12 protein-coding genes are annotated in these 22,423 nt (G+C 40.1%); all 12 read right to left on the bottom strand.

What is annotated here, in order from left to right:
• Window positions 1-256: 256 nt before the first annotated feature.
• The gene (locus tag V7K67_RS20875) at window positions 257-1,390 is read right to left on the bottom strand and encodes a YbjN domain-containing protein (protein WP_335168209.1); all 1,134 of its coding nucleotides are present in this window, start codon (window positions 1,388-1,390) and stop codon (window positions 257-259) included.
• An 89-nt stretch (window positions 1,391-1,479) separates the two neighbouring features.
• The gene (locus tag V7K67_RS20870) at window positions 1,480-7,539 is read right to left on the bottom strand and encodes an eCIS core domain-containing protein (RefSeq protein ID WP_335168207.1); all 6,060 of its coding nucleotides are present in this window, start codon (window positions 7,537-7,539) and stop codon (window positions 1,480-1,482) included.
• Window positions 7,540-7,756: 217 nt separating this feature from the next.
• The gene (locus V7K67_RS20865) at window positions 7,757-9,736 is read right to left on the bottom strand and encodes a carboxypeptidase-like regulatory domain-containing protein (RefSeq protein ID WP_335168205.1); all 1,980 of its coding nucleotides are present in this window, start codon (window positions 9,734-9,736) and stop codon (window positions 7,757-7,759) included.
• A gap of 41 nt (window positions 9,737-9,777) precedes the next feature.
• Window positions 9,778-11,826, bottom strand: coding sequence for a phage tail protein (locus V7K67_RS20860; protein WP_335168203.1), 2,049 nt, complete (start codon window positions 11,824-11,826; stop codon window positions 9,778-9,780).
• 30 nt (window positions 11,827-11,856) lie between these two features.
• Window positions 11,857-14,451, bottom strand: a complete 2,595-nt coding sequence (locus V7K67_RS20855; protein ID WP_335168202.1) for a putative baseplate assembly protein — start codon at window positions 14,449-14,451, stop codon at window positions 11,857-11,859.
• 23 nt (window positions 14,452-14,474) lie between these two features.
• Window positions 14,475-17,750 (bottom strand): baseplate J/gp47 family protein, encoded by a 3,276-nt coding sequence (locus V7K67_RS20850; RefSeq protein ID WP_335168200.1) that lies wholly within the window; start codon window positions 17,748-17,750, stop codon window positions 14,475-14,477.
• Window positions 17,751-17,803: 53 nt separating this feature from the next.
• A complete protein-coding gene (locus tag V7K67_RS20845) occupies window positions 17,804-18,199 on the bottom strand; it encodes a GPW/gp25 family protein (RefSeq protein ID WP_335168198.1) in 396 nt (131 codons plus the stop codon).
• Between the two features lie 28 nt (window positions 18,200-18,227).
• The gene (locus tag V7K67_RS20840; RefSeq protein ID WP_335168196.1) at window positions 18,228-18,524 is read right to left on the bottom strand and encodes a phage baseplate assembly protein V; all 297 of its coding nucleotides are present in this window, start codon (window positions 18,522-18,524) and stop codon (window positions 18,228-18,230) included.
• A 14-nt stretch (window positions 18,525-18,538) separates the two neighbouring features.
• Window positions 18,539-19,726 (bottom strand): phage late control D family protein, encoded by a 1,188-nt coding sequence (locus tag V7K67_RS20835; RefSeq protein ID WP_335168194.1) that lies wholly within the window; start codon window positions 19,724-19,726, stop codon window positions 18,539-18,541.
• Window positions 19,727-19,730: 4 nt separating this feature from the next.
• The gene (locus V7K67_RS20830) at window positions 19,731-20,360 is read right to left on the bottom strand and encodes a CIS tube protein (protein ID WP_335168192.1); all 630 of its coding nucleotides are present in this window, start codon (window positions 20,358-20,360) and stop codon (window positions 19,731-19,733) included.
• A 30-nt stretch (window positions 20,361-20,390) separates the two neighbouring features.
• Window positions 20,391-21,239 carry a hypothetical protein gene (locus V7K67_RS20825; RefSeq protein WP_335168190.1) on the bottom strand — a complete coding sequence of 283 codons (849 nt, stop codon included), beginning with the start codon at window positions 21,237-21,239 and terminating at the stop codon, window positions 20,391-20,393.
• Window positions 21,240-21,970: 731 nt separating this feature from the next.
• Window positions 21,971-22,405, bottom strand: coding sequence for a phage tail protein (locus V7K67_RS20820; RefSeq protein WP_335168188.1), 435 nt, complete (start codon window positions 22,403-22,405; stop codon window positions 21,971-21,973).
• Between the last annotated feature and the right edge of the window lie 18 nt (window positions 22,406-22,423).

Genomic DNA, 22,423 nt, shown 5'->3' with positions numbered 1-22,423 from the left:
CACCAGTTTGACTCAAGCGATGGCCTGTATTTTATCATCTTTAATTTGCGCGATCGCATCTTCTATAAACACATCACCAGTTTGACTCAAGCGATGGCCTGTATTTTATCATCTTTAATTTGCGCGATCGCATCTTCTATAAACACATCACCAGTTTGACTCAAGCGATCGCTTATTTTTTATCATCTTTAATTTGCGCGATCGCATTTTCTATAAATGCATCACCAGTTTTGCTCAAGCGATGGCCTGTATTTTATCATCCCTCAATTTGCGCGATCGCATCCTCTGCCGTTGCATTACTATAAATAACAGACATAATTCCCGGCAAGTATCGATCCATCATCGTAACGTTGGCATAAACTAAGCGCCTAATAATTGCATAACTGAGTCTGTCGCCTTCTACATCAATACTGGTTTTGTAGCGAATCTCCCCATCGGCAAAGTCTAGTTCAAAGTTGCCGATAAGCATACCAGAATTGGCTCTAGTCAATAACTCTGCTACAGCCAGCCGTTTGTCTTCTGGTGCATTTACCGAGCAAAGTGAGTAAAAAATAAATTGCTGCTGTTCAATTCTGGTATTAGCGTAGCATGTCCATTTGCCATTTTCGCCTTGAAAAACTATTTGTAAAACTGGTTGTCCTTCAATCTGGACGAAAGGCCAATCATCTGCTTTGAAGAAGTTGACCATTTCCTCAAAAATGTCTCCACCTGTAGGGGATGTTTTGAGATTTGCCTCTAATTCTTGAGTAATCTCATCCAGATTAATATCAGCTAATTCTGTTAAGAAACTACTTATTCCCTCCAGCATTTTGTCACTAGCTTTTTTGGTTCTTACAGATAGATTAGCCTGAGTCCAGTCTTTGAAAAAATTGACAATTCCTTGAGAAATTTCTTCGCTGGAGGTGGCTGCTTGAGCAAGATTTGCTGGACTAATATAAGACCAAAGTGTGCGATAGCCGATTTCGCCTGAGTTTTGTTGTTGTGTAACAGATAGAGCTAACCAACTTTCGGTGGATAATATTGGATGATCGGGCTGCGCTTCGCTTAAGTTCTGGATATAACTTGCAGCTTCATTATTATTGGCAGCGTGTTTTACCAAGTGTGGTAACAAATCGGGTTTTAAGCTGGTTTCAATTTTGATGTCTTGTTCTAGGATAAATTTTCCAGCAGAAAGGGAATTACGTACATTGGGTTTGAGATTGAATAATCCATCTGTGTCGATGCGTTGGTAGAGTTGTGGTGTTACCTCAAATGTGATGCGACACTCGATAATTTCGTCATCAAGTATAGTTAAGGCTGGGGCGACAGCACAAACTGTTAGGGGAGATTGGAACTGATCGCATAATGTTAGTTTGCACTTGATTTGGCTATATTCTGTTTTTCCTACCATACAGCGTTTTCCTCTAATGATCCGATGCTTTAAAACTCTAAAAAATCTGTTGCCTCAATTTGTGATAGCTCAATTTGTGATATTTGTTCTTATGTAAATTTAATATTGGGATCGTATTTTAGTTGTTTCATCCAAGTATCATCTTTTTTTCTTCTCTTGGATGTAGGAAGAGTTGTTAAGAGTCTATGAAAGTTGCTAACATCAATTGATGAATTGTGTACTCTTTTTTTGTTTACTGCATTGGCTAGATTCTCAGGGAAAGTTGTGTCAAACCTGTTTCCCAAAGTCGTGTATGCAGGAGACTTATTGGTGAAATCGTTGATGTTGAAAGGTATAGCGAAGATGGAAGAGAGCGGTGTTGAACTAGTTGAAACAGTTGAAGCCGTAGCTGGGGCTAAAGTGCTTGGAGCAGTTGAAGTGCTTGAAGCACTCATTTGTTCTGGATAGTCTTGAACCGCCTCCGCTATAAGTTTATTGTTTGTGCTTCCTCCTGTGCCGCTTATGCCTCCAATGACAATATTTCCAAGACCGGCCATTGAGTGCGGAGTTATGTTAAACGCATATTCACGCGAACCTCGACGTGTGAGTTTTGCTGGATCATCTTTAAATTTATTCTTTGTTTCTGGCTTTATGGAGGCTGATGTAAAATAGTGCTTAGGATAGTTTTTAGAATCAAATTCGAGTGTAATTTTCCAGTTAGAAGGCACTCGTCTGGGAATTGTAAGCACCTCTGTTGGGGTAACTGTTCCCAGGTTTGGTACAACGCCTCTGCTCACCAGTTCTCGCGCTTCTACTTTATAGTCTTGATCGGGATATCTTAAGTCAACTGTAGCGGTAATTGATACTTTTGTATCAACATTACCTTTTTCATTGATTAGTCCTTTCTCGGCTCTCTCTTCTATATTCCTATAGCCGGGGCTATTGAAATCTTTAAGCTGTGGCGCTAAATTGTACTCTTCATAGCTATCTGCACCCAGTATTTTATCGCTAATGAGATGCCCTCCTGCATAAGCCCCCGGAACTCGTGGTCTGCCCATAATTGCCCGCTCGTGTACTCCCAAATGTCCTATGGCTGTCTGTGGCGGTTTAGGATCGCGTCCCCCCATTGTTCTTCGCGTCCCCACTATTGTTGCTTTTACTTGTTTAGGCCGATCTACCTCCTCCCTTACTTCTGTAAATTCTGCGAGTCTTATCGAGGGCTGGATCGCATTGCCTTTTAGACCGAAGGATGTTGAGTTGCCAAACTTATCTGCCAGTATTGCGATCGCCGTTTTTGGTTTATCGGCTTTATAGGTGTCTATCTTAGAGCTTGCTGTTGTGTCATTCGGTGCAATTACTACTTTAAAGTTAAGGTATCCATCTTTCTCATCCTTTGCGGCATTTTCAAAGTCAACCCTGAGCTTAATCCCCTTCTTTAGCTTAGCCGTATAAGACTTCTCAATTCGCTTAGCCTGTGCTTCTTTCTCTGCTCTTATGGTCTTATAGTCCTTCGCTTTGCCATCGGTTTGTTCCAGTTCTGATATTACCTTTTGAACAAGCAACTTGTGCCGCTCTTGATCTTTTTTGTTGTTATTCTTATCTCTGTTAGCTTTACTGTTCTGCTCAGGCTTACTCTCACCACGTTTACCTTTCTCAGTGCTAGGTTTCTGATTGGACTTCCCGCCCTTATCCTTGCCAAACTTGTCTCTTGTCGCTCCCTTCTTCTCATCAAACTTGTTCTGGGCGGGTTCCTGTTTATCGCTAACCCCCTGCTGTGCAGCTTCGCCTTTTTGCTTAGCTGAGTCTACACCATCTCCAACTTTCTTACCTGCTTTACTTTCTTTAACTTTGTTACCAACTTTATTACCAGCCTTAACACCTTGCTCAATCACCCAATCGATCGCCTTTTCAATCGGTCGTTGCACCTTCTGAATAATTGCCTGAACTTTCTCGCTAATGCCGCCCAAACCCAACAGACTTGCTAAAAATCCGATTATTACTGGCACAGACTTAGCTAAGGCACCCTCAACCATTTTCACTGCTTGGTCGATCGCTCCCTTAGCGATCGCTTCTATGGAATCCAGAATTGCGTTAATTAAATCTGCAATCTGCTCGGCATGATCCATGAAGAACTTGAGAATTTCGTAAATCGCCTTACAAGCTTTCACAAATGCCGAAGCTGGGTTCATCAAGCTGATAATCCACTCTATCCCTGCTTGAATAATGGTTTCCGTAACAAAAGTCTGGATGGGGTCAAGCACCATTGCCTTCAGGTCGCCAATTTTATCCTTGACTAGCTCCCACAGCCCAGCCACGCCCTGGGTAGACAAGATTTTGAAGATATCAAAGCCTGTTTCTGCAAGAGCGGAGTTTTCTTGGTTGCCGTTATCAGCAGTTGTTTGGGGAGACATGGGAGAATTTTGAGCAGTATTCTGTGTCGAATCACGCCCTTGCCCTGTTTGCGGTGTTTGCCCTGTTTGTGTTGCTTGTGGTGTTTGTCTTCCCCCTTTCCCTTGCTTGCCTTGCTTTGTGGCACCGGCGGGTTGCGATCGCTCCCCAGTTCCCCCTTGCAATCGTTCCGTTGCTCGTGCCTCAATCGTCTCAGGCGTTAGCCCCAGAACCTGCGTCACCAAGCTAAAGATGCCTGGAAGGTCAAAGGTTTTTGGCATCTCAATACCTGTTCCTGCCAGAGTACCAGTCAGCCAAGTAATCAGCCCTTCCTTGAGATGCTGGGCAATATTCTTGACAAAATTCTCAAAGCCTTGTTTGATAGCTTTAACCAGGTTTTTGAAGAAACCAATCGGGTCTTTGAGAATTTGCGGGATGACACTCGCTACTCGTGCTAAAACTTTTAGCAGCAGTTTTCCGAGTTCAATAATGGTTTTAATCGTGTCTACGATAAACTCGATCGCCTTTTGGATCAGTCCCTTATTTTCCTCCTTCATCTCTTCAATGCGATCGTCAACAGCTTTCAGATTCTCCTGATACTTCTGCGATAGGCTATTAATTAGCTCATCTTCCTTATCGCTGACAGTTTGCTGCAAATCTTCAAACTTGCTTTGAATGTCTGCGGCTGCTTCCTGACCTACTTCTTGTAAATCTTCAGGCAGTTTGTCGAGATAGTTTTGAATTTCTTGCTTGCCGTTGGCAATTTCCGCTTTTGCTTGGGTTAGCCCTTGACTGATTATAGTGACGACTTTATCAATGACAACATCCATCTTTTGGATGTAAAGATCCCGTCCCTCTTGGTAAAAAGCATTCACCTCTGAGGGCATCCCAAACAATTTGTCTCCTATCCAACGCAACCAGCCAAAAGCACCGCCATAACGCTTTTTCTTATATTCCTTCATTCGCTGGTCTACGTAGTCCTCGAAGACCTTCTTCGCCTCAGCCGCACCATTATCGAACTCTTGCCCAACTTGGGTATCTAGGTCGCTGAGAGTTTTTTCAACTTTTGCTTTGGTATCTTCATAAATCTTATTAATATCAGTAGCGACCTTCGTCCGTGCTTCTTCGTCTTTGCCCTTGGTTCCCGCTTGCTTATCTGCAACCTTATCTAGCTGTTGGGCGCGGGTATCGTGCATACCCTGCATCTGTTCTTGTGCAGTAGCTACAGCAGCACCTTCAGCTGTTGATACTAAGCCTTGCTCATCTTCTCGATATTTTGGCGGTGCTTCTTGGGCGTTGGTTTGAGCCTCACCTTTTGATTTAAGAGTTGCTTGGAACTCTGGCTCATTGGATTTTGCCAATTGCTCCTCGGTAATATCTGCATCGGCCATCTGCTTGTCGAGCTTTTTGCTGTCTTCTTGCAGTGGTGCTTCAACTTCGCTCTCCCCTTTAGACTTGGGTGCAGCCTTCTGAGCATTTATATCCGTTGGGACTTCCCCCGGTTCAGTTGGAGGCAGTGGTTCTACAGTTTTCGGCTCGATGCCACTGGTGTCAGGGGTTTCGTTTGTTTTCTCTTCCAAGGGGCCTTGAGAGGTTTTCTGTTCCTCATTTACCTTGTCACCCAACTCCTCTTTTACTGAGTCGAGTTTGTTGTTATTCTTAAATTCGTCAGCCTCTTTCAGGTTTTTGGGAGCCATATCAGCAATCTTCTGCATCAACTTGGCTTTGAAGGCTACAGCATCAAATTCTGGAGTTTCAGTTTGCTGCATCTCACCAACCTGATTGGCTTGTGCCTTACTATCTACTTCATTTGTGGGGGGTTCAGCAGCAGCTTGAGCTTCTTCGGCTTTTTCCTTGGCGGGTTGGTGTTCCTGTTGTTCCTGGGCGACTGTTTCGGCGTTACTGGTTACGGCTTGGAATGCTGGGTCTTGTTGGGGGGAAGTAGGAGCTTTCTGTTCGCCAGTCATTGGGGAGGCGATCGCTTCTGCCATAGCTGGAGCTTTTGTTGAATCTGCGTCGTTTCCACTTTCTCCTTGGGAAGCTGATCCGGCACCACCACCTGCTGTAGTCGCTGGAGGCGGATTGGTTGCGCCACCACTTGCTGGGGCTTGAGGTTGCCCTTTACCTTGTGCAGTGTCGCCTGCTGGCGGAATTGGTTGCGTCGGCTGTCCCTGTTTATTATCTGGCTGAGTTTGTTCCTGTTCCTTAGGACTTTGCTTGTTATCTGGCTTAGTTGTTTCTGGAGAATTCTGCTTTTTGCACTGTACTATGGGTTCAGGTTGAGAAGATGATCGGGTGACAAGAGGTTTTGTCTGTACCTTATTTTCCTTTTTAGAGACTGATTTAGCCTGAACCGCGCTACCATTTTGCTGGACAACGTGAGTCAACTCATGGGCAAGTAACTTCTGCCCTGACTGACTACCAGGCTCATAAGCTCCTTGACGGAAGAAAATATTTTGCCCTGTGGTGAAAGCGCGAGCCTGAATAGATTTATTGAGTTGATCCGATTGGGTATTAGTGTGTATCTTAACGCCGCTAAAGTCAGCCCCAAATGCTTGCTCTATTGGTTGCCGAGTCTTTTCGGGGATGGCCTGTCCGCCGCCTTGCGCTTGTTGGATTGAACCTTCTAAGTTTTGTGTACCTGCGGTGTTAGCTTCAGTAGGCTGATTGGCTGACTTTTTCTGAACGATTTTTTTTGTGCGATTCGCAAGTTTGTCTTGCTGTTCTTCCTCAGGCTGCTGTTGCTGAGTTGCGCCAGTTTTTGGCTTCTTCTGGGTAAGTTTATCTTCCTCATCTGGTGCAGTCTTGTTCTGCGACTTCTTAACGACGGACTGAGGCTGTTTCTGAGCAAGCTTGTGTTCCTCATCTTCCTGAGACATTTCCTGACGCTGAAGCGTGCTAATTTCCGGTTTTTTCTGAACTTGTTCGGGCATATCCTCTCGCTGAATAGCCCCACTTTCTGGCGATCGCCCAACCTCAGATGCATTCATTCTCTGCACTACCTGATCTGCTACCCGATCCGCTTCTTGCTCATATTTATCCCCAGCAGGATTAATAGTAAGCTTTGCCTGAATTAGTGGCTTCATTTGAACAGGTTTATCTTCCTCCTCATCATTGGGAGGCATTTCCTGCCGTTGCAACGAACTAATTTCCGGCTTCATTTGAACAGGTTTATCTTCCTCCTCATCCTTGGGAGACATTTCCTGCCGTTGCAGCGAACTAATTTCCGGTTTCATTTGAGCAGGTTTATCTTCCTCCTCATCCTTGGGAGGCATTTCCTGCCGTTGCAACGAACTAATTTCCGGTTTCATTTGAGCAGGTTTATCTTCCTCCTCATCCTTGGGAGACATTTCCTGCCGTTGCAACGAAGTAATTTCCGGTTTCATTTGAACAGGTTTATCTTCCTCCTCATCCTTGGGAGACATTTCCTGCCGTTGCAGCGAACTAATTTTCGGCTGTATTTTAGGTGTCGAGTCTTCTGGTGTTATCCCATCCATCCCCCGCGCTAATTGCAACACCTGATTCACGTAGGGATTTCCATACTGCTGCTGCAATTGGAGTAATAATTGCCTGTTAGAAGATTGCTGATTAGCCGGAGCGCGATTCAGGATAGCCGCATGGGCGCTAGGATTAGGAGCATTCCCCATCCGCGAAACTTGCTGTACCAGTGGATCGCGAGGGGTGGCGGCGATGCCAAGTCCATTTTGCGACACATTTTTAACCGCAGTTTGTTGGCGGTCTGTCTTGGTATTAGCGTTTTTATCCTGCTTCGGCTCGTGCATTTTTTACCTCGTATTTTCTGAGCAGGGGTGTCAGGAATTGTTAGGTTTTGGTTTTATATTATTTGTTGTGTTGCCATTTAGCGATCGCATTAAGCAACAACTATTAGGGTAGCGATTTTATCTTTGAGTATACCTACCGAAGCAAGTTGCCAATCGTTAAGCAACAAATCTTTGAAATTATTTTCAATGCCAGTAGATATTAAAGATAAAGTGTTTTTCACGCCCCGGAAATCAGGTATTTATTACCATTGCCACGTTGGATTTCACCTGCATCAACCAGTTGTGCAAGTTCGGGTTCCAACTCAGATCGCGCCACCCCCAATTCTCGCATTAAACCTGTAATCTTTATTCCCTCACTATCACTACTCCTAATTGCTTCTAAAACTTTATCTTTAATAGAAGCTGATGGTGCATTTACCTCTTGAGAACCAGCAATTACCCAATAAACAACTTTAACTTTTTGCTCTTGGTTGTTGTTGGCAACATTGGCATCAAAACCATGAATTTCAAAGGTTTTGTTGTAGGGGAGCGGTATATATGCTACATACATACGCGGTAGTTGAATATTAGAGCCAAAGACAAAGTGTAGTCCCTCCTTTTGTCCTAAAGATGGACGAGTAATTGGCGGAATATCTGCTGGTAATATGGGAGCAAGCATAACTGAAAAAGGTTGTCCTTCTTTTAAATCCTCCACTGTAATGCTGACAGGTACTAAACTGCCTTTTGGCAAACTTTCATCTCTTTCAAATTCCAGTTCCTGTGTACCTGTAAATAATGCTGATGCATTATCTCCTGTAGCTGAAATTACTAATTCGTTGGGCTTTTGTCCGGGAACGAGATTGATATTATCTCCAGCTGTAAAGATAAACTTTCCGCTAGCATCAGGGCCTCTATCATTAATTAGCAAATTATGAACATGGTCTGCACGAGCCAATTCTGTGGAACTTCCAGCATTTGATGTTTGTTGGATACTGCTTGCAGTGTCTCCGGGAACGGGAAGTTTTACTGAAGAAGCAACTTTTAAATCAAATGATTGTTTATCCTGAGTTTTGGCAATACTAATACTGTTATCTGAGGAAGTAAAAATTTTGGCATTTATTTTGCTAGCTGTGACAACATCATCCGCTAAGTTATGGGTATGATCTGCACGAGCAAATTGTGGAGAAATTCCCGGAATTAAAGTTTGTTGAATGCTGCTGACTGTATCTGCTGGAGCGGGAATTGTAGTGTTAATTTTACTTAGGAGGTCATACAGCATGGGATTACTGTAGACAATTTGGCGATATTTTGCGGTTTCTTGTTTGTCGAGTGTTGGTGGTGCGTTATCTGCCGGAATATTCACCACAGCTAGCAGTATTTTGCTATCTTGATTGTATCCAGAATAAGCACTTAAGTAGTGATTGTAGTAATCTTGAACTATTTCCTGAAGCAGAAATGATGATGTTTGGGATGAGTCAGGAATCAGCGTTAAATCTTCTACAGTTTTGATTGATTCATTTTGCTGATCTAGAGAAACGGTGATTTCTCCTGAAATTTTGGTTTCAAAGCCACTTGCTGAAGCTTTGACCTGATAAGTCCCATTGGGAACTAGAAGTGTATAATTACCTGCTACGTCAGTATATGTAACTGCTTTGACGATTTGAGTTTTTGAATCTACAGCTTCAACTTTGACACCCAAAATAAACTCTAAATCAGTATCGCTTTCCACAAAAACTTTGCCTTGTATCTGTGCAGAAGGCACTTTTGAGCTAGCAAAAATTGTGTAAGTTTCTTTAACCCTACCATAACCATTTTCTACCTGAGAAACACGCTCTGTAAACTGCTCGTCATATTCAATGTAAATGTAGTTTTTGCCGTAGTTTTTGCCTCTTAACTTTACCTTTAATGTCTCAGAGATATTTTGACTAATGACAATTTCACGACCAGAAGAATCTAAGGCTACACCTTGGGATATCTGAATTTTTAGGAGCAGTTGATCTTGCTGATTACCTTTTTCGACGGTGATTTTTTCATCAACTTCTAAGCCACAAACGATACCCTTACCTTGAATCAAGCGATTGAGAAGATGGTTTTTTTCAATTCCATATTTTTGCTCTAGTTCAAAATCACGGACAGTCAAAAGTTTGCCATAAAAATAACTGTTACGTTCAAAAGAACTTAACGAGGAATCTGTGCTTGCTAATCCATTATTCGCCATAGTTATAAACTCCTTGTTGTCTTAAGGTGGTTAAATTATAATTAGTTTAGTTTGGTGTCTAAACCTATTCTCGAACGTCTTTCTAGTTGTCCGAATTCTTCAATATCAGTTAAAATATTTTCCTGGGAAATAGCTGCTCCCATATCCAACTGTAAGCTAGGTTCAAATACACAACTGTTGAATCCTAAATATGACTCTTTATCTAAAGAAATCCAAGGTTGCAATAATTTTATCCGAGCTTCGGTATAAGCTGGTGTATCTGCTTCAACCAGACGTTGAATAGTTTGTAGTTCTATTTCGCTATTGACTTGGAAGGGACTGAGCAAAACCCAAAAACGAAATGGATCGTTGTCATTAAAGTATGCTTTTTTCAGTATTTCATTTACTTGGTTGTTATTACTCTCCTCTAGTTGAAAATATTCAATAATTAAAGGGCGATCGCCTGTAAATAACTCGACTGTCGCCGCAATTCCTTCCCTTGTGCCGCGCTGCTTATATAGTTGCGGTGCTTTCCTAATTAGGTTTCGTAGTTGCTCTTGCGTCCAATTGTCATCAGTGGCGATCGCTAGCCAGGTAGATAACCAAGGTAAAAAGTCTTCACCCACAACGTCTGCATCAAAGTAGCGGACAATATGATCTATGTCTCCTTCTAATTTTCCTAAAAAGGTTTCAAATAACGAGAGAAAACGTTCGAGAAAATCGCGGCTTTCTTCGTCCTCTTGATAAACAGCCGGTAAATAACGTAAATATGACAGTCGCGGGAAAACCACTCGAAGGCTCTTGAGTATTGGCGTTTGATGTTCCGTGCCGATGAATTCTACTTTTAAATGTAGATATCGCCCTTTGGGACTGGGAATTTCTTTATTACCGCGAATCAGAGCATCGCTAGGATTAATCAAAGGTTCAAAGTATGGTTCTGCTGGCTGCCACTTACTATCTGTAATTGAATAATAAACTTTTATTTGCGTGTTTTGTGGAATCTCCCCTTCTAAAATAAATTTATGCCATTGTTGATCAGGAATAGTACTATCAAAAACAGTTTTGAAAGAACCTGTCGGCAACTCTTGATACTTCTGGCGTAAAAATTGCTGTTCGCGCCGCAAAACGTTGATTGTTTGTTTGTCAGAATTGAAGATAAAAAGGCGATCGCGAACGCAAATCATTTTGTTCACTGCACCGCGATAACCTAAAATTGCTTCCACGGTTCCTCCAGATGGGTGACAGCGAAAAATGAATCTGTCTTCTTCTTCACCTGGAGAAAGTGATAATCCTATAAAGTCGCTACGCGATCGCTTATCACCAATGTATACATTTCCCTGACTATCAACTGCTAATCCTGAAGGCTCAATTTCTTTAGGAACCAATAGTTGCTCCCGCAGTCTGGGAAAATTAATCAAGCTATGTTCAACCCTAGTACCGTTGACATCAAACCTCACAACCTTTTCGTGACTTTTTAGATTATCGAGGACATAGATATAGCCATTAACACCCAGAGCGATCGCTGTTGCATTTCTAATGTCACTTCTGGTAAATTTTATTTTTTCTATACATTGTCCTGATGGCGCATATTTAGCAACAACTTGTTCGCCACCATCCCAAAGGACATATAGTGTCCCGTCTGTTGTATTCGCCGCTAAATCGATCACCTTCACATCTTGTGGAAGCGTCACAACCCATCTAATTTGCCAGTCAAATCGGGAAAAGGCATAGATACGAGACTGAATGTACTCTGAAACCCGAAATTCATCTGCTACGTAAATTGTCGAGTTACTAAAGGCAATGTTTGTAGGCGTACCAAACAAAGCATCCAGATATGCAACTGGCTCTAAGTACTTTTGCTCGGAATCAAAAAGCCAAATTCGCCGCTCTTTTGGATTGAGCAAATATAGTTGATCAAAATCATCAACCGCCAAATCAACAGCTTCAAATTGGCTAAAAGCTTGTTCGCCGGAAATCTGGCTTTCAAATACGAACTGAGTACCAAATTTTAGTTGTATCCCTTCATCAGAAAAATGCAGATTATCCGGTTTGCATTTTTGCCAATCAGTTTTTGTATTCAGAACTAAAAATTTAAATTCTTTCGGGTTCATAGTATTTACTAAACTTATAAATCATTATTTTTAATAAAGAATTTCGTGTTTCGTTGAATAAATCAAACTATTTCTAGAAATATGAATATTTCCATATTGATCGAGATATGCTTCCGCATCTTTATCTGCATTTTGAATAGATAAAACTAAGCTTTTCACACAATCCACCCCCTCATTAAAATCTTTAATTGCTTTATAAACTTCCGATTTATAAGCTGTTCGCCCAAACTGCCAGCCTTTACCTTCTGAACCTCCTTTTAAGGGGTGTAAAAACTGCTCAATCAAAGACTTATTTACTTGCTTGCAAACCTCATTAGGGTCAAATCCAGAGCGAATCTGCAATAAAGCTTTCACTTTGACTTCAACATAGCTGGAGGGAATGACTTCTAATTTAGTCGTAATCAATCTGTGTGGTTCTAAATGTTGGCGAACATTTTGCAGAAACCCTGAGCTGGGGGAAGCAGGAACAAGGGTTTCACTGTAAGGTACAACTATTACTTTGACCAAAGTTTTTGCTTCCGTTGCAGTCGGTGCGATCGCTTTAGCTCTAGCAACACGAAGTCCAGGGGTGGAAAGAGCCAATAACTCGTAATCTTCAGAAGTAACAGCTGAGTGTATTTGCTTCAAGTCTTTTCTGGCACGTAGTTTCGCTTTTTCTAATGTTTCTAGCGGCGCACCCCCAGAGGTAACTCCTTGATTTTCAACTGTTAATTTGGTGGGATAAATAGAATCTCTATCCACTAAAGTAGAAATAGGATTCAAAATCTGATTAATTGTTTTCGCTTCTACATTACCTTTTTCTCCACTACTGGTTTGACAAGAAATTACACAGATACTCTGTTGATCTTGAAAATCTAAAATCTGTGGGATATCGCCATTAATACCATCACCAAAATAAAGTTCGCCATTTTCGGCATCTAATACATAATGTGTATCTTTTGGTTTAGAAGCATCAAAATTATCAACTCGAATCCAATCACGCCAGAGGTAATCTTCTTGAATTGGCTCTTTAACTTGAATTTGAAAACTTTCAGAAACTATTACAAACTGCTTGAGGGAGAAACTTTGACTTGGCAATCCATTGCTGCCACCGAGAAAACGCTTTTTCTCGAATTCGTCTAGATAAGAAACAACTCTGATATTGTTTGTACCTTTTGGTGCGATTTTACCGCGAAAAGTTACCGTTATTGTTCCTTGTTCCTGATTTTTTTGTAGCCTGTAATTCTGCCAATCTTTCCAGTATCCATATTGCACCTCGGAATTATGACATAAGACAACAGCTAACCAAAAAATTGGGTTTAAAAGTTCTAAACGAGAGTTAAAGAATAATAAGGATAGGGTTAAGGGAAATTGTTTAACTTGAATGATGCTTTCACCGATCAGTGCCAAATATGAAGCTGGAAATGCTTGAGTTCGTTGATGATGACTTGAATAGGTTTTAAATTCACTGATACTGTGTTTTTGAGTAACTGTAATAGTATTTAATAAAATAGTATTTATCTTGGGCGGTAGTTCATATCCAGCTTCTTGAACAGTTACTCGCAGCCAGAAAAGTTGTTCAGGGAAAGGAAATATATTACGTACATGCATATCCATTGGCGCTGTAAACCATAGCTGACCACTCTGGGATAAATTTAGCGTTTCATCATGATTTACATCAAGTTTTTTCCAGAAGCGATCGCCACCATAATATTCCCAAGTAAGATTAGCTGAAGGAATCATTTCTACAGTTTCTTCTTCATATTTACCTCGCTTATTCTGGTAGTCTTCAAAGAGGTTGAAGGTTAGAGGAATGGATTTATTTACGGGAAATGGTTGACCGTATATGCAGATTAAGTTATCTTTTTTAAGGACGAGCAAATAAATCTCATCTGTGATATCTTGATTAAAGGTAAGCTTTACCAGATTGCTTACTTCATCAAGTTCCAAGGTTAGCTGTTTATCGCCATGAGTAATAATAATGTTTCCATCATCATTTTTATAAATAGCTTCATGATCTATATTTTTAACCCAACTGAATCCAAGATACAGGTCTAAAAACTGCTTGAGTCTTTCGCTATCTGTATCACATTCGAGATCAGGAACCTTATTCCAATCGAATATATATAATTTGAAACCAAGATAAAGGCAACTCCCAGCTTCTGCATTTTCACCAAAGGCAAAAAACGAAAGTCCTTGTCCATCAATTACCTTTATATTGTCCTTCCGTCCTGATTTAGAAGAACTAATCACCTTTTCTAGACTGTCCGAAACTACAAGCAAGGGGGCATCAGTCTCAAATATTACCTGTTCGTTGGTAGTTAGCTTTGTACCTTGGGGAATCCAAATAGGTGCAATTTCCTGCTGATCAACAAAATAAAATTTGACATTAGTAGTAGCTGAGGTAACATCTTTGAGTCGAATGTTAATGAGTTTCAGAAATTTGATCAAGTTTTCATCTCTAACTTGATCTAAATAGTAACCCTGAATTTCAGTCAGCCAAGCGAAAAGCTCAATGAAAGTAATACCAGGATCGTGGGTATTATAATCCGTCCAGTCGGGGGCATAACGAGGAATTAATTTCCGCGCATCTTGCATCAATTGGGCAAAAGTTTTATCATCTAGTCGTGGTAAAGGTAATGTCATTGTTGGTGATTCCTAACTGTCTATTAATTAACTGTAACTTCGGAATTAATGTCTGCTTTGATATCAATTACGTGTTTGCCACTGCAAACCAATGCATAAGGAACTATAGGGACTTCCAAAGAACTATCCGCCGTTATCTGCCAGATACGGTTAGTGTTTGTATTTGTAACAGTCATCGATAGGTAATGGACACGATCTAAGCTAGGGATGGAACCTAACAAAGTATAAAAATCAGACAAGCAAGGTAAACATCCGAATTTCCAACCTTGATTGGAGTAACCACCAGTTAAAGGATGCAGAAATGCATTGAGCTTTTGCATTGCCATCTGGTCTACAAACGGTACTGCATCAACCTCAGCCGTGAATAGCGTCGTCTGGATGCCAATCTCCATATAAATCGGGCCACAAACATGAAGATGTTTGGGTGAGGTGACAACATTTGCAGCGTAGTTTTGCAGGTATTTCTCAACTGTTTGTTTTAGTTGTAATGACGGTTGGGGTTGTGCCTCGCTGCTTTTAGGGATAATGATCACCGTAACCCAACCAGATTGCCTGTTTTTTTCATCATCAAAATTGGGCAGGCACTGGACTAGCGCAATGCTACGAGAAGCCTGACGAGTTAGCCATTCAAAATCTCCTTTGGTGACGGCGCGGTTGCGATGTTTCAACATTTGTGGGCCGCGCTTGAGAGCCTGTTCTAACAACTCGGAATCTGAACCACCTTCGGCGGCTTCTGGGTTCGTAACGCTATCAACAAAAGCAATAGAACTTGTTAAGCTGGTAATTTCAAAACTACCAACATTACCTTGTTCTCCACCACCAACTTGATAATTAGCCCTAATATTATCTGTTCCTATGGGCGGGATTGCTCCTTCTGCACCGTTGCCAAATTTAATTATCCCAAAAGCGTGGTCAATTTCATAATGGCGATCGCTAGATGTAGATTCGAGCAAATCTTCTCTTGGCTCCCATTTTATCCAAAATTGTCTGGTATTCCCTCCATTATCTTTGACTTCATTAACCGTGAATTTACTTAACAGATCCTTTCTCTCATCCGCAGATAAGGCACTCAATTCATTTACCCAAATATCTTCTGCGATCGCTGGGGATTTGAACAACTGGAATGTTTGCTCGGCTTTGCCATTGCTAGAACCAAGAATTTCATTTTGAATTCTCTTTGTTTGAGATACCCATGTTGTATTTAAATAAATTCCTTTAATTTTAGGAGCAGGAGCAAAGCCCGTAAGCTGGGTATATTTAAGACCTTTCTCCTGGGGCTGAAATTTATCATTTATATCAACAGCCCGAATCCAGTAAAGTGATTTACCAAAGCGCAAGGTTTGAGCAAAATCAGCCGACCCGAAAAACTCAACTGTTCCGCTTTGGGTCAGGTTGTTAGTTCCATCCGCAACCTCTAGCCTAGCCCACTCACCTTTACCATTCTGCCGTCTATAATATTCCCAATTAATCCGGGGCATATTTGCCTCAGTATAAGCCTGTATTTCCAGCGAAAAGAAAATACTAATCGGACCTTTTAAGGGAGGTGCATCAAAGCCTAAATAAAGAGAATTATGTTGATCATTTAGAGCCTGGAAGGGCTGGAAATTAAGAGCTTTTTGGCTTTCTTCAGTTTTATCTTGATATTGCAGATTATTAAAAATTAAACAATATTCTAGAGCACTAGCTGAGGGAGCATAGCTGATTTGAAAGTTTTCTAGATGGGGTGGATTAAACCGATATTCGCTAATACTTTCGCTAATTACTTCTCTCCCATAAACGCCATTAACCAAGCGTACTCTCAGCCAATATTGTTGCTGACCATTAACTAATGTTGGTTTGATATCCTCAGGACAGGTAAAAGTAATTGCTGCAATTTCTCCATCTTGCTTAGTCAAGTTCAGTATTGTTTTATCTGGTTCTCCCGCAAATGTTAAAATATTCCAGCCAGTGCCATGCCAATATTCCCAAGAAAGAATTGGGTCTTTTATTTCAGCACTAAAGTCTTCTTCTGCTGGGATAATCTTAAATTGCAAAGTTAAAGGTACACTTTTCTTAGAAAAAGCTTCTTGACTAGCAAAATAGAAACTATCCCATAGCCGAGGTTGTTTACCAACAGGATAAAAATCCTGGGAAATATCAATCGGAACATCATTATAAAATGCCATGTCAGGAGATAGACCTGGAGTTGTTTCGTCTTTTGCTAATGGTGTAGCTGTGACTTTGATACTGTTTATTTCAACTTGTTGTAAATCGTTGATTGGTGGTAATTTGCTCTCCGATAACCCATTAACAATACAGCGAATCCATCGGTTCTTAATACCATTAATCTCTATTTCTTGAATTTCATCATTATTATCTTTATCTAAAATCAGATTGTTAGATTCAAATCTAAAATCAAAATCACGCCATTCTAATGGTGTATTTTCTTGACCTCCTCCGCAGTACTGCCACTTAATTAAATTAGAACCTAAAATATTTATCTGTGAATTTGGTACTTCCAGCGTTATCCGCACGCTAGCTGTAATATTAAAAATATCTTGATGCCCTAAATATAAAATATGTTCTTGTTTATTGATTCCGGCAAATAAATCAAAAATTATAATTTTTTCAACTAAAGTATCTGTATAATAATTAGTAGTAATTCGAGTTTTGATGGTAACTTTCTTACCAGAAACTTCATCTACTTCCACATACTCAAAACCTGATGGAATATTAGCTTCACCGATTTTAAGTATATCCCCTGCATTGATTTCCGAGGTATTATCTAAAAACAAGCTTGTCTTATTTTTCTGTGCATCCAAGACTAATCTGGCAAAGAAGGCAGTTCGTTTTTCTACTGTCAAGAAATTTGGAGGTGCGGGGAAAATACTATCCTCTTTATTATTAACACTATAAGCATCAACTAGCTTGGCTGGAGTCGTTACAATGTTCCTTTCAGTCTCAAAAATAATGGAGTCATCTCCTTCTGCGGCTTGAGCAGCTACCTGAGTTTTGGCAGGAATCAAAACAGTTGCAATTGCACCATCACTCAGTTTAAATGTTACAGGTGCGCGAGCCTGTGCAGCAGGTAATAGTTTGACACCAAGCATATCGAGGAAAGCGATGAAATTTTTCTCTGGTACCAGGTTTAATTGCTGGAGTGTACCTGTATATAGATGAGCAAAGATTTTGAGTAGTGCTGAACCTGAATCTTTATGATCGGAAACTATCCACTCTGGAGTATAGAAGGGTACTAGCTTGCGGATTTCTTGGAGAATTGTTTCAAAATTTTTGGTGTTAATTTTTGGTGGTGCTGACATTTTCGTACCTCATTTATTTATCAAGCACTTTAGTGCTTACTACGAACTTAAAATCATCCACCTTGCAGATAAAATGGATAAACTAAGTTGAACTCATTATTTGTCTTGCGAACGCGATAATTAATGTCAATCAAGAGTTTGCCAATATTACTTTGATCTGTTGAAACTTTAACCTCATCCACATCAATTCTGGGTTCCCAACGAGTTAAGGCTTCACGTACACTTAACTCTACTGAACCTCTGGTTGCCATACTGAGGATTGCAAAGACAAAATTATGGATACCGCAGCCAAAATCAGGTTGCATAATTCTTTCGCCTTTTGCAGTAGCAAGAATTATCCAAATTGCTTCTTGGATGTCTTTGTCATACTCAGACATCGAGATTTTTCCAGTTGGGGTATCTACGTTAACTGGAAATTTCCAACCAATTCCTAAAAACTCTTTAGCCATAGCTACCTAGTACATCTTTTTTATTTGATTATGCCTCTGTATCTTTGAGATTTGGATAAATAAAACCAATCACAAAAGGATATTCAAAATTATCTTGCTCAAAGGCAACTAATACCACGTCATGAACTTCTATTGGGGGAGAAGTACCTTTAATAGGTGTAACGATTCGTGCCAATATCTCATCATTTGTGCCATCAGATTTTTTTCGCCATTGAAATTTTACTTTTACTTTTCCAGTACTTAACTCTGATATATTTGTGACGGTGGCAAGGGCAACACCTTTGATAAGTGCGCCACTACTTTTGTCTTCAGATTGAATTGACATATTATGTAATTGACTCATGATAATGGTGTTATTTTTGATGTTAATGTTATGTCATTTTCGTCGGGTACTTTTTTGACATTAAAAGTCGTCTTATAACCGGAGCTACTAATACTATGATTTGTCTGGTCGATGTAATAAGTTAGGCTGAATTTTGTACCTAAACCTTGAAGATGAATATTTGTGCCAGCTAAAATATCAGGAATACCAATCGATTCTCCACTACCTTTGAGGACTTCTTCATTTTTTTTCAACAAAATAGATTTTGCCAAACTTTTGGCATGTTCTTCGGATGATACAGTCTGTTTTACCTGCTCTTGTAGAAGCTGCTCTGTTGCTTTTTGTCCTTTTATAACTTTGACTATCTCGCCATGAAAAATTTTTGCAATCTCATCATTGAATATCATTGCTGTGCCGACAATATTCATTTTATTATTAGTATCTTGCCCCATAACATCTACTTTAAAAACTCGTTCAGCAATATTAAATTCTGGAGAAAAACTGACCAGACTTTTATCCCATTCTAAAGTTACAACTGGTTCTGTCTTATATGCTGGCTTACGGAAAAAAAGTGTTTCACCAAAAACAAAAAATTCATAATAATTTCTTTCGGCTAATCGAGTTAAAAATTCAAAATCATTTTCTTTTTCTTGCTTGACAATTTGAGGATATTTGACATCCGACTTATCGATACTTTCTTGCTGAGAAAAAGGTGTATCAGCACCAGGATAAGTGTTTAGACCATATTCTGAAGCCAGAAGTTTTACTACCTCACTATCAGTTTTATCATTCCACGATCGCGGTTTTTTTTGCTTCATCATTCGATGGGAAATATCAAAACCACCTACTTCTATCTGGGGAGCGCTGCCAGAGGGAAAAGTTACTTTAACTGATGTGAGTATGCCAATCATCAGGGTTTTTTGTTGACTGCCATATCCTAGCTTTATCTCAACTTTTGCATCAAAAACTAGTACTTGGTCAATAAATGACCGCAGTTCTCTCTTTGTCGAATCAAAAGCATTATTTACCGTAAAGGAAAAAGTATCAGCACCTTCTAATGTATTGTCGATAGTGACGCTGGAAACTTCTATACTTTCCTTAGTGTTATCCTGACCTAGCGTGAGAATATCATTGCCACCAACGATAATTTCAAAAAAAGGAGCGTATAAATTTTCGTATTTTGCCTCTAATGCAACAATGTCCATAAGGTCATTTTAAAATTGGAATAACAAGTTCTGTACCAACAGCTAGAATTCTGGGGTTACTAATTTTATTGGCATTAGCTATGGAACGCCATAAACTCGAATCTTCGTATTCTCGATGTGCTATTTGCCAGAGGCGATCGCCTTGTTTGACAGTTATTCGTTTGGTGCGATCGCTCGATTCTTTATGTATAGTTTGTAACTGCTCGGTCAGAGTTCTATATTCTTTGAAAGTAACGCTGAGAGTTGCTCTTACTGGAACACCTGAGTCTAAAAATAGGGTGAATTTCTGCGTTATTTGTTCTATGGTTGATTTAAAATTTAGCGATGCCCAATGAAATTCACAAACTGGTGGAGCATGAAGAGCCGGATCTATATCCAACAATGACGTGACTTTTTTGGTGTAATTTCTGATATCTTCCTGTTTTTCATAAGAGTCAAAAAACAAATCCATTGTTAGGGTTTGAGTATTCCCATTAACAAATTGAGTAACGGGTGTTGAAGTTCCCGGTACTGCTGTCCGTTGAAATTGATTGCTTGTCTCAAGTGAATATTCAGTGGGATTGAATAAAACTGGGATTGTTTCTCCCGAACGGCTCCCATTTATTGGTGTAATAAAAGCTTTTTCTAAAGCCATTTTTCTTTCCTTAATTTTTAGTACTTTTTCTCAGAACATTCCTCTTCTTTGGCGCTCTATTTTTATTTTTCGCTCAATCACCTGATATACCTGATCTGCAAGACGGTTTACATCTATGATTGGCATATTCAAGTTATTTTGCTTTCGGTTTGTTAAGTCATTTTTTACCTCAACTTTGTTTTCTTGATTAGTTTGAATAGAAGCAATATTTGCTTGAGGCTTAACCAATTCCATTCCACCTGTATTTGGGTAAGATGCCGACTTGGGTTGATTTTTAACAGCAGCATTCTCAATATGCTTTTCGATAATAATATTTTCCGAACTTGGGAAAAGTTTGCTTAATCTTCTCGTGCGGATATGATATAGTGCTATCAATTCATCCTGAAAAGTAGGAGAATTATTAGCTGCTTTTCTATACTGCAAAATAGTTGGTGTCTTTATACTTTGTAATCGTTGGATAAGATGAGAAGTTCGCTCAATCGTTGATGTAATCCGATTTATATTCGCTAAATGAACCAGTGTATATTTATTATTCTCTATCAGCAATGCAGGACTTTCTGGTTGAGAAAAGGTGATCTGAGGTTGAGAGTTAGGTTTTTCTAGGTCTACACTCTGAGTTCGGTAAGTGATATTTTCTGGCTGTTGCTGACGAAATAATTCAGGTATTTCAACAGCATCAGATTTTGGTGGTAGTAGCAAATCAGGTTGGCTGAGTTGCTCTTTTTGCCTCATTCCGATGTTTACTTGCAGAGAAAATTGGGGTAGCAATGCTCTCGTAATTAGAAGTGTGCTTTTGGTAAGAGAAATTGCGCTGCTTGGTGAGAAGGTAAATTTACCAGGTAGTAAACTTTGTGGTTGCGATTTACTCTTGTCAAGCAAAATTGTTTGCTCGATTGAATTGAATAATACTTCTCTAAGCGAATGTTTCTGGTTAGTGAAAGCTTCAGGAGGATGTACAAATAAATTAGGTATCTTTGTTCTAGTAATTAGAATTGTGGAACTTGGCAATAAAGTCCATCTGCCAGACTGGGAAGTTTTAGATTTACTCTCCCTCTGCACAAATCTTGGCATCACAGTATTATTGAATAACGCCGTGTGCAACTTTCTCTCAAACCTAACCTCCAACCCCTTCCCTACTAGTCTTGGGGAGTAAAAATCAAATTGCCTTTGTTCGATTTGTGTAAGGCGATAAACTTCAGATAAGTATATTTTGGTCAGATAATTTTCGCTATTGTTCGAGAAAGCGAATCTGTTAAAGTCCAAATTTTGGAGTTTGCTTTCGCCTCCCAATAGTGTTTTAAATACTGTATCTAAGGAGAAAAGTATGTTCAAATTTAAATTGAGTTGACTTAGGGGAGATGACGCAGAAAATACTTGATATTTGAGAATTTGGGTTGTATTAAATATTGTCCACTCACTGCTGATTCTTTCGAGTAGAGTTAATGCCGAAAACTTAAACTTTCCCAGTTTGGTTCTGCTATATTTATTGGCAATGTGTTGACAAAAATCATTGTTAGCCAGAGGGAAGCCGCAAAATTGTAAAATTGGCTTTGCTAATCTCCCCCTTGCGATTGGAATAAATGGTTGAGCGCATCTCATAATAAATTAATTCAAGTTTTCCATAAACCGTTGTGAGCAAGTTCTAAAGTCTCTAAAGCAACTGTGTTGCCGTCGGCTTTCAAATCAGGGCCAGCCCATTTAACTGGATAGGCATTAGAGAAATTCCAACGCCACTTTTCACTGCGGGTATTGTCCAAGAGAACGACAGAACCGTTTTGTCGCTGAACTTGCCCAGCAATGACATTTTGATGCCACGCCCAAAGCTCAAATGAGTCGGTGATACCGCGTTTGAGGACTAAATTCGGAAATTTTGTCCCCTTTGGTAGCCGATGTACAAAATTATTCACGCCACCTTCTTGATAGTCTTCTGTTTCTGTTTCTGCTTGCAAACCAGAGACTTCAGAAAAGCCTCCGACTACTAACCCCTGAATTTCAACCAAAAAGTTAAAGGCTGCATACGGGTTTCTTGTTTGTCCGACAACCATAATTTTTCCCTTGATTAC

It is taken from the genome of Nostoc sp. (assembly GCF_036917155.1).
In the GTDB taxonomy this organism is placed as follows: Bacteria; Cyanobacteriota; Cyanobacteriia; order Cyanobacteriales; family Nostocaceae; genus Nostoc.
The sequence above is the reverse complement of the archived record's forward strand: the minus strand, read 5'-3'. Positions and strand labels throughout refer to the sequence as shown.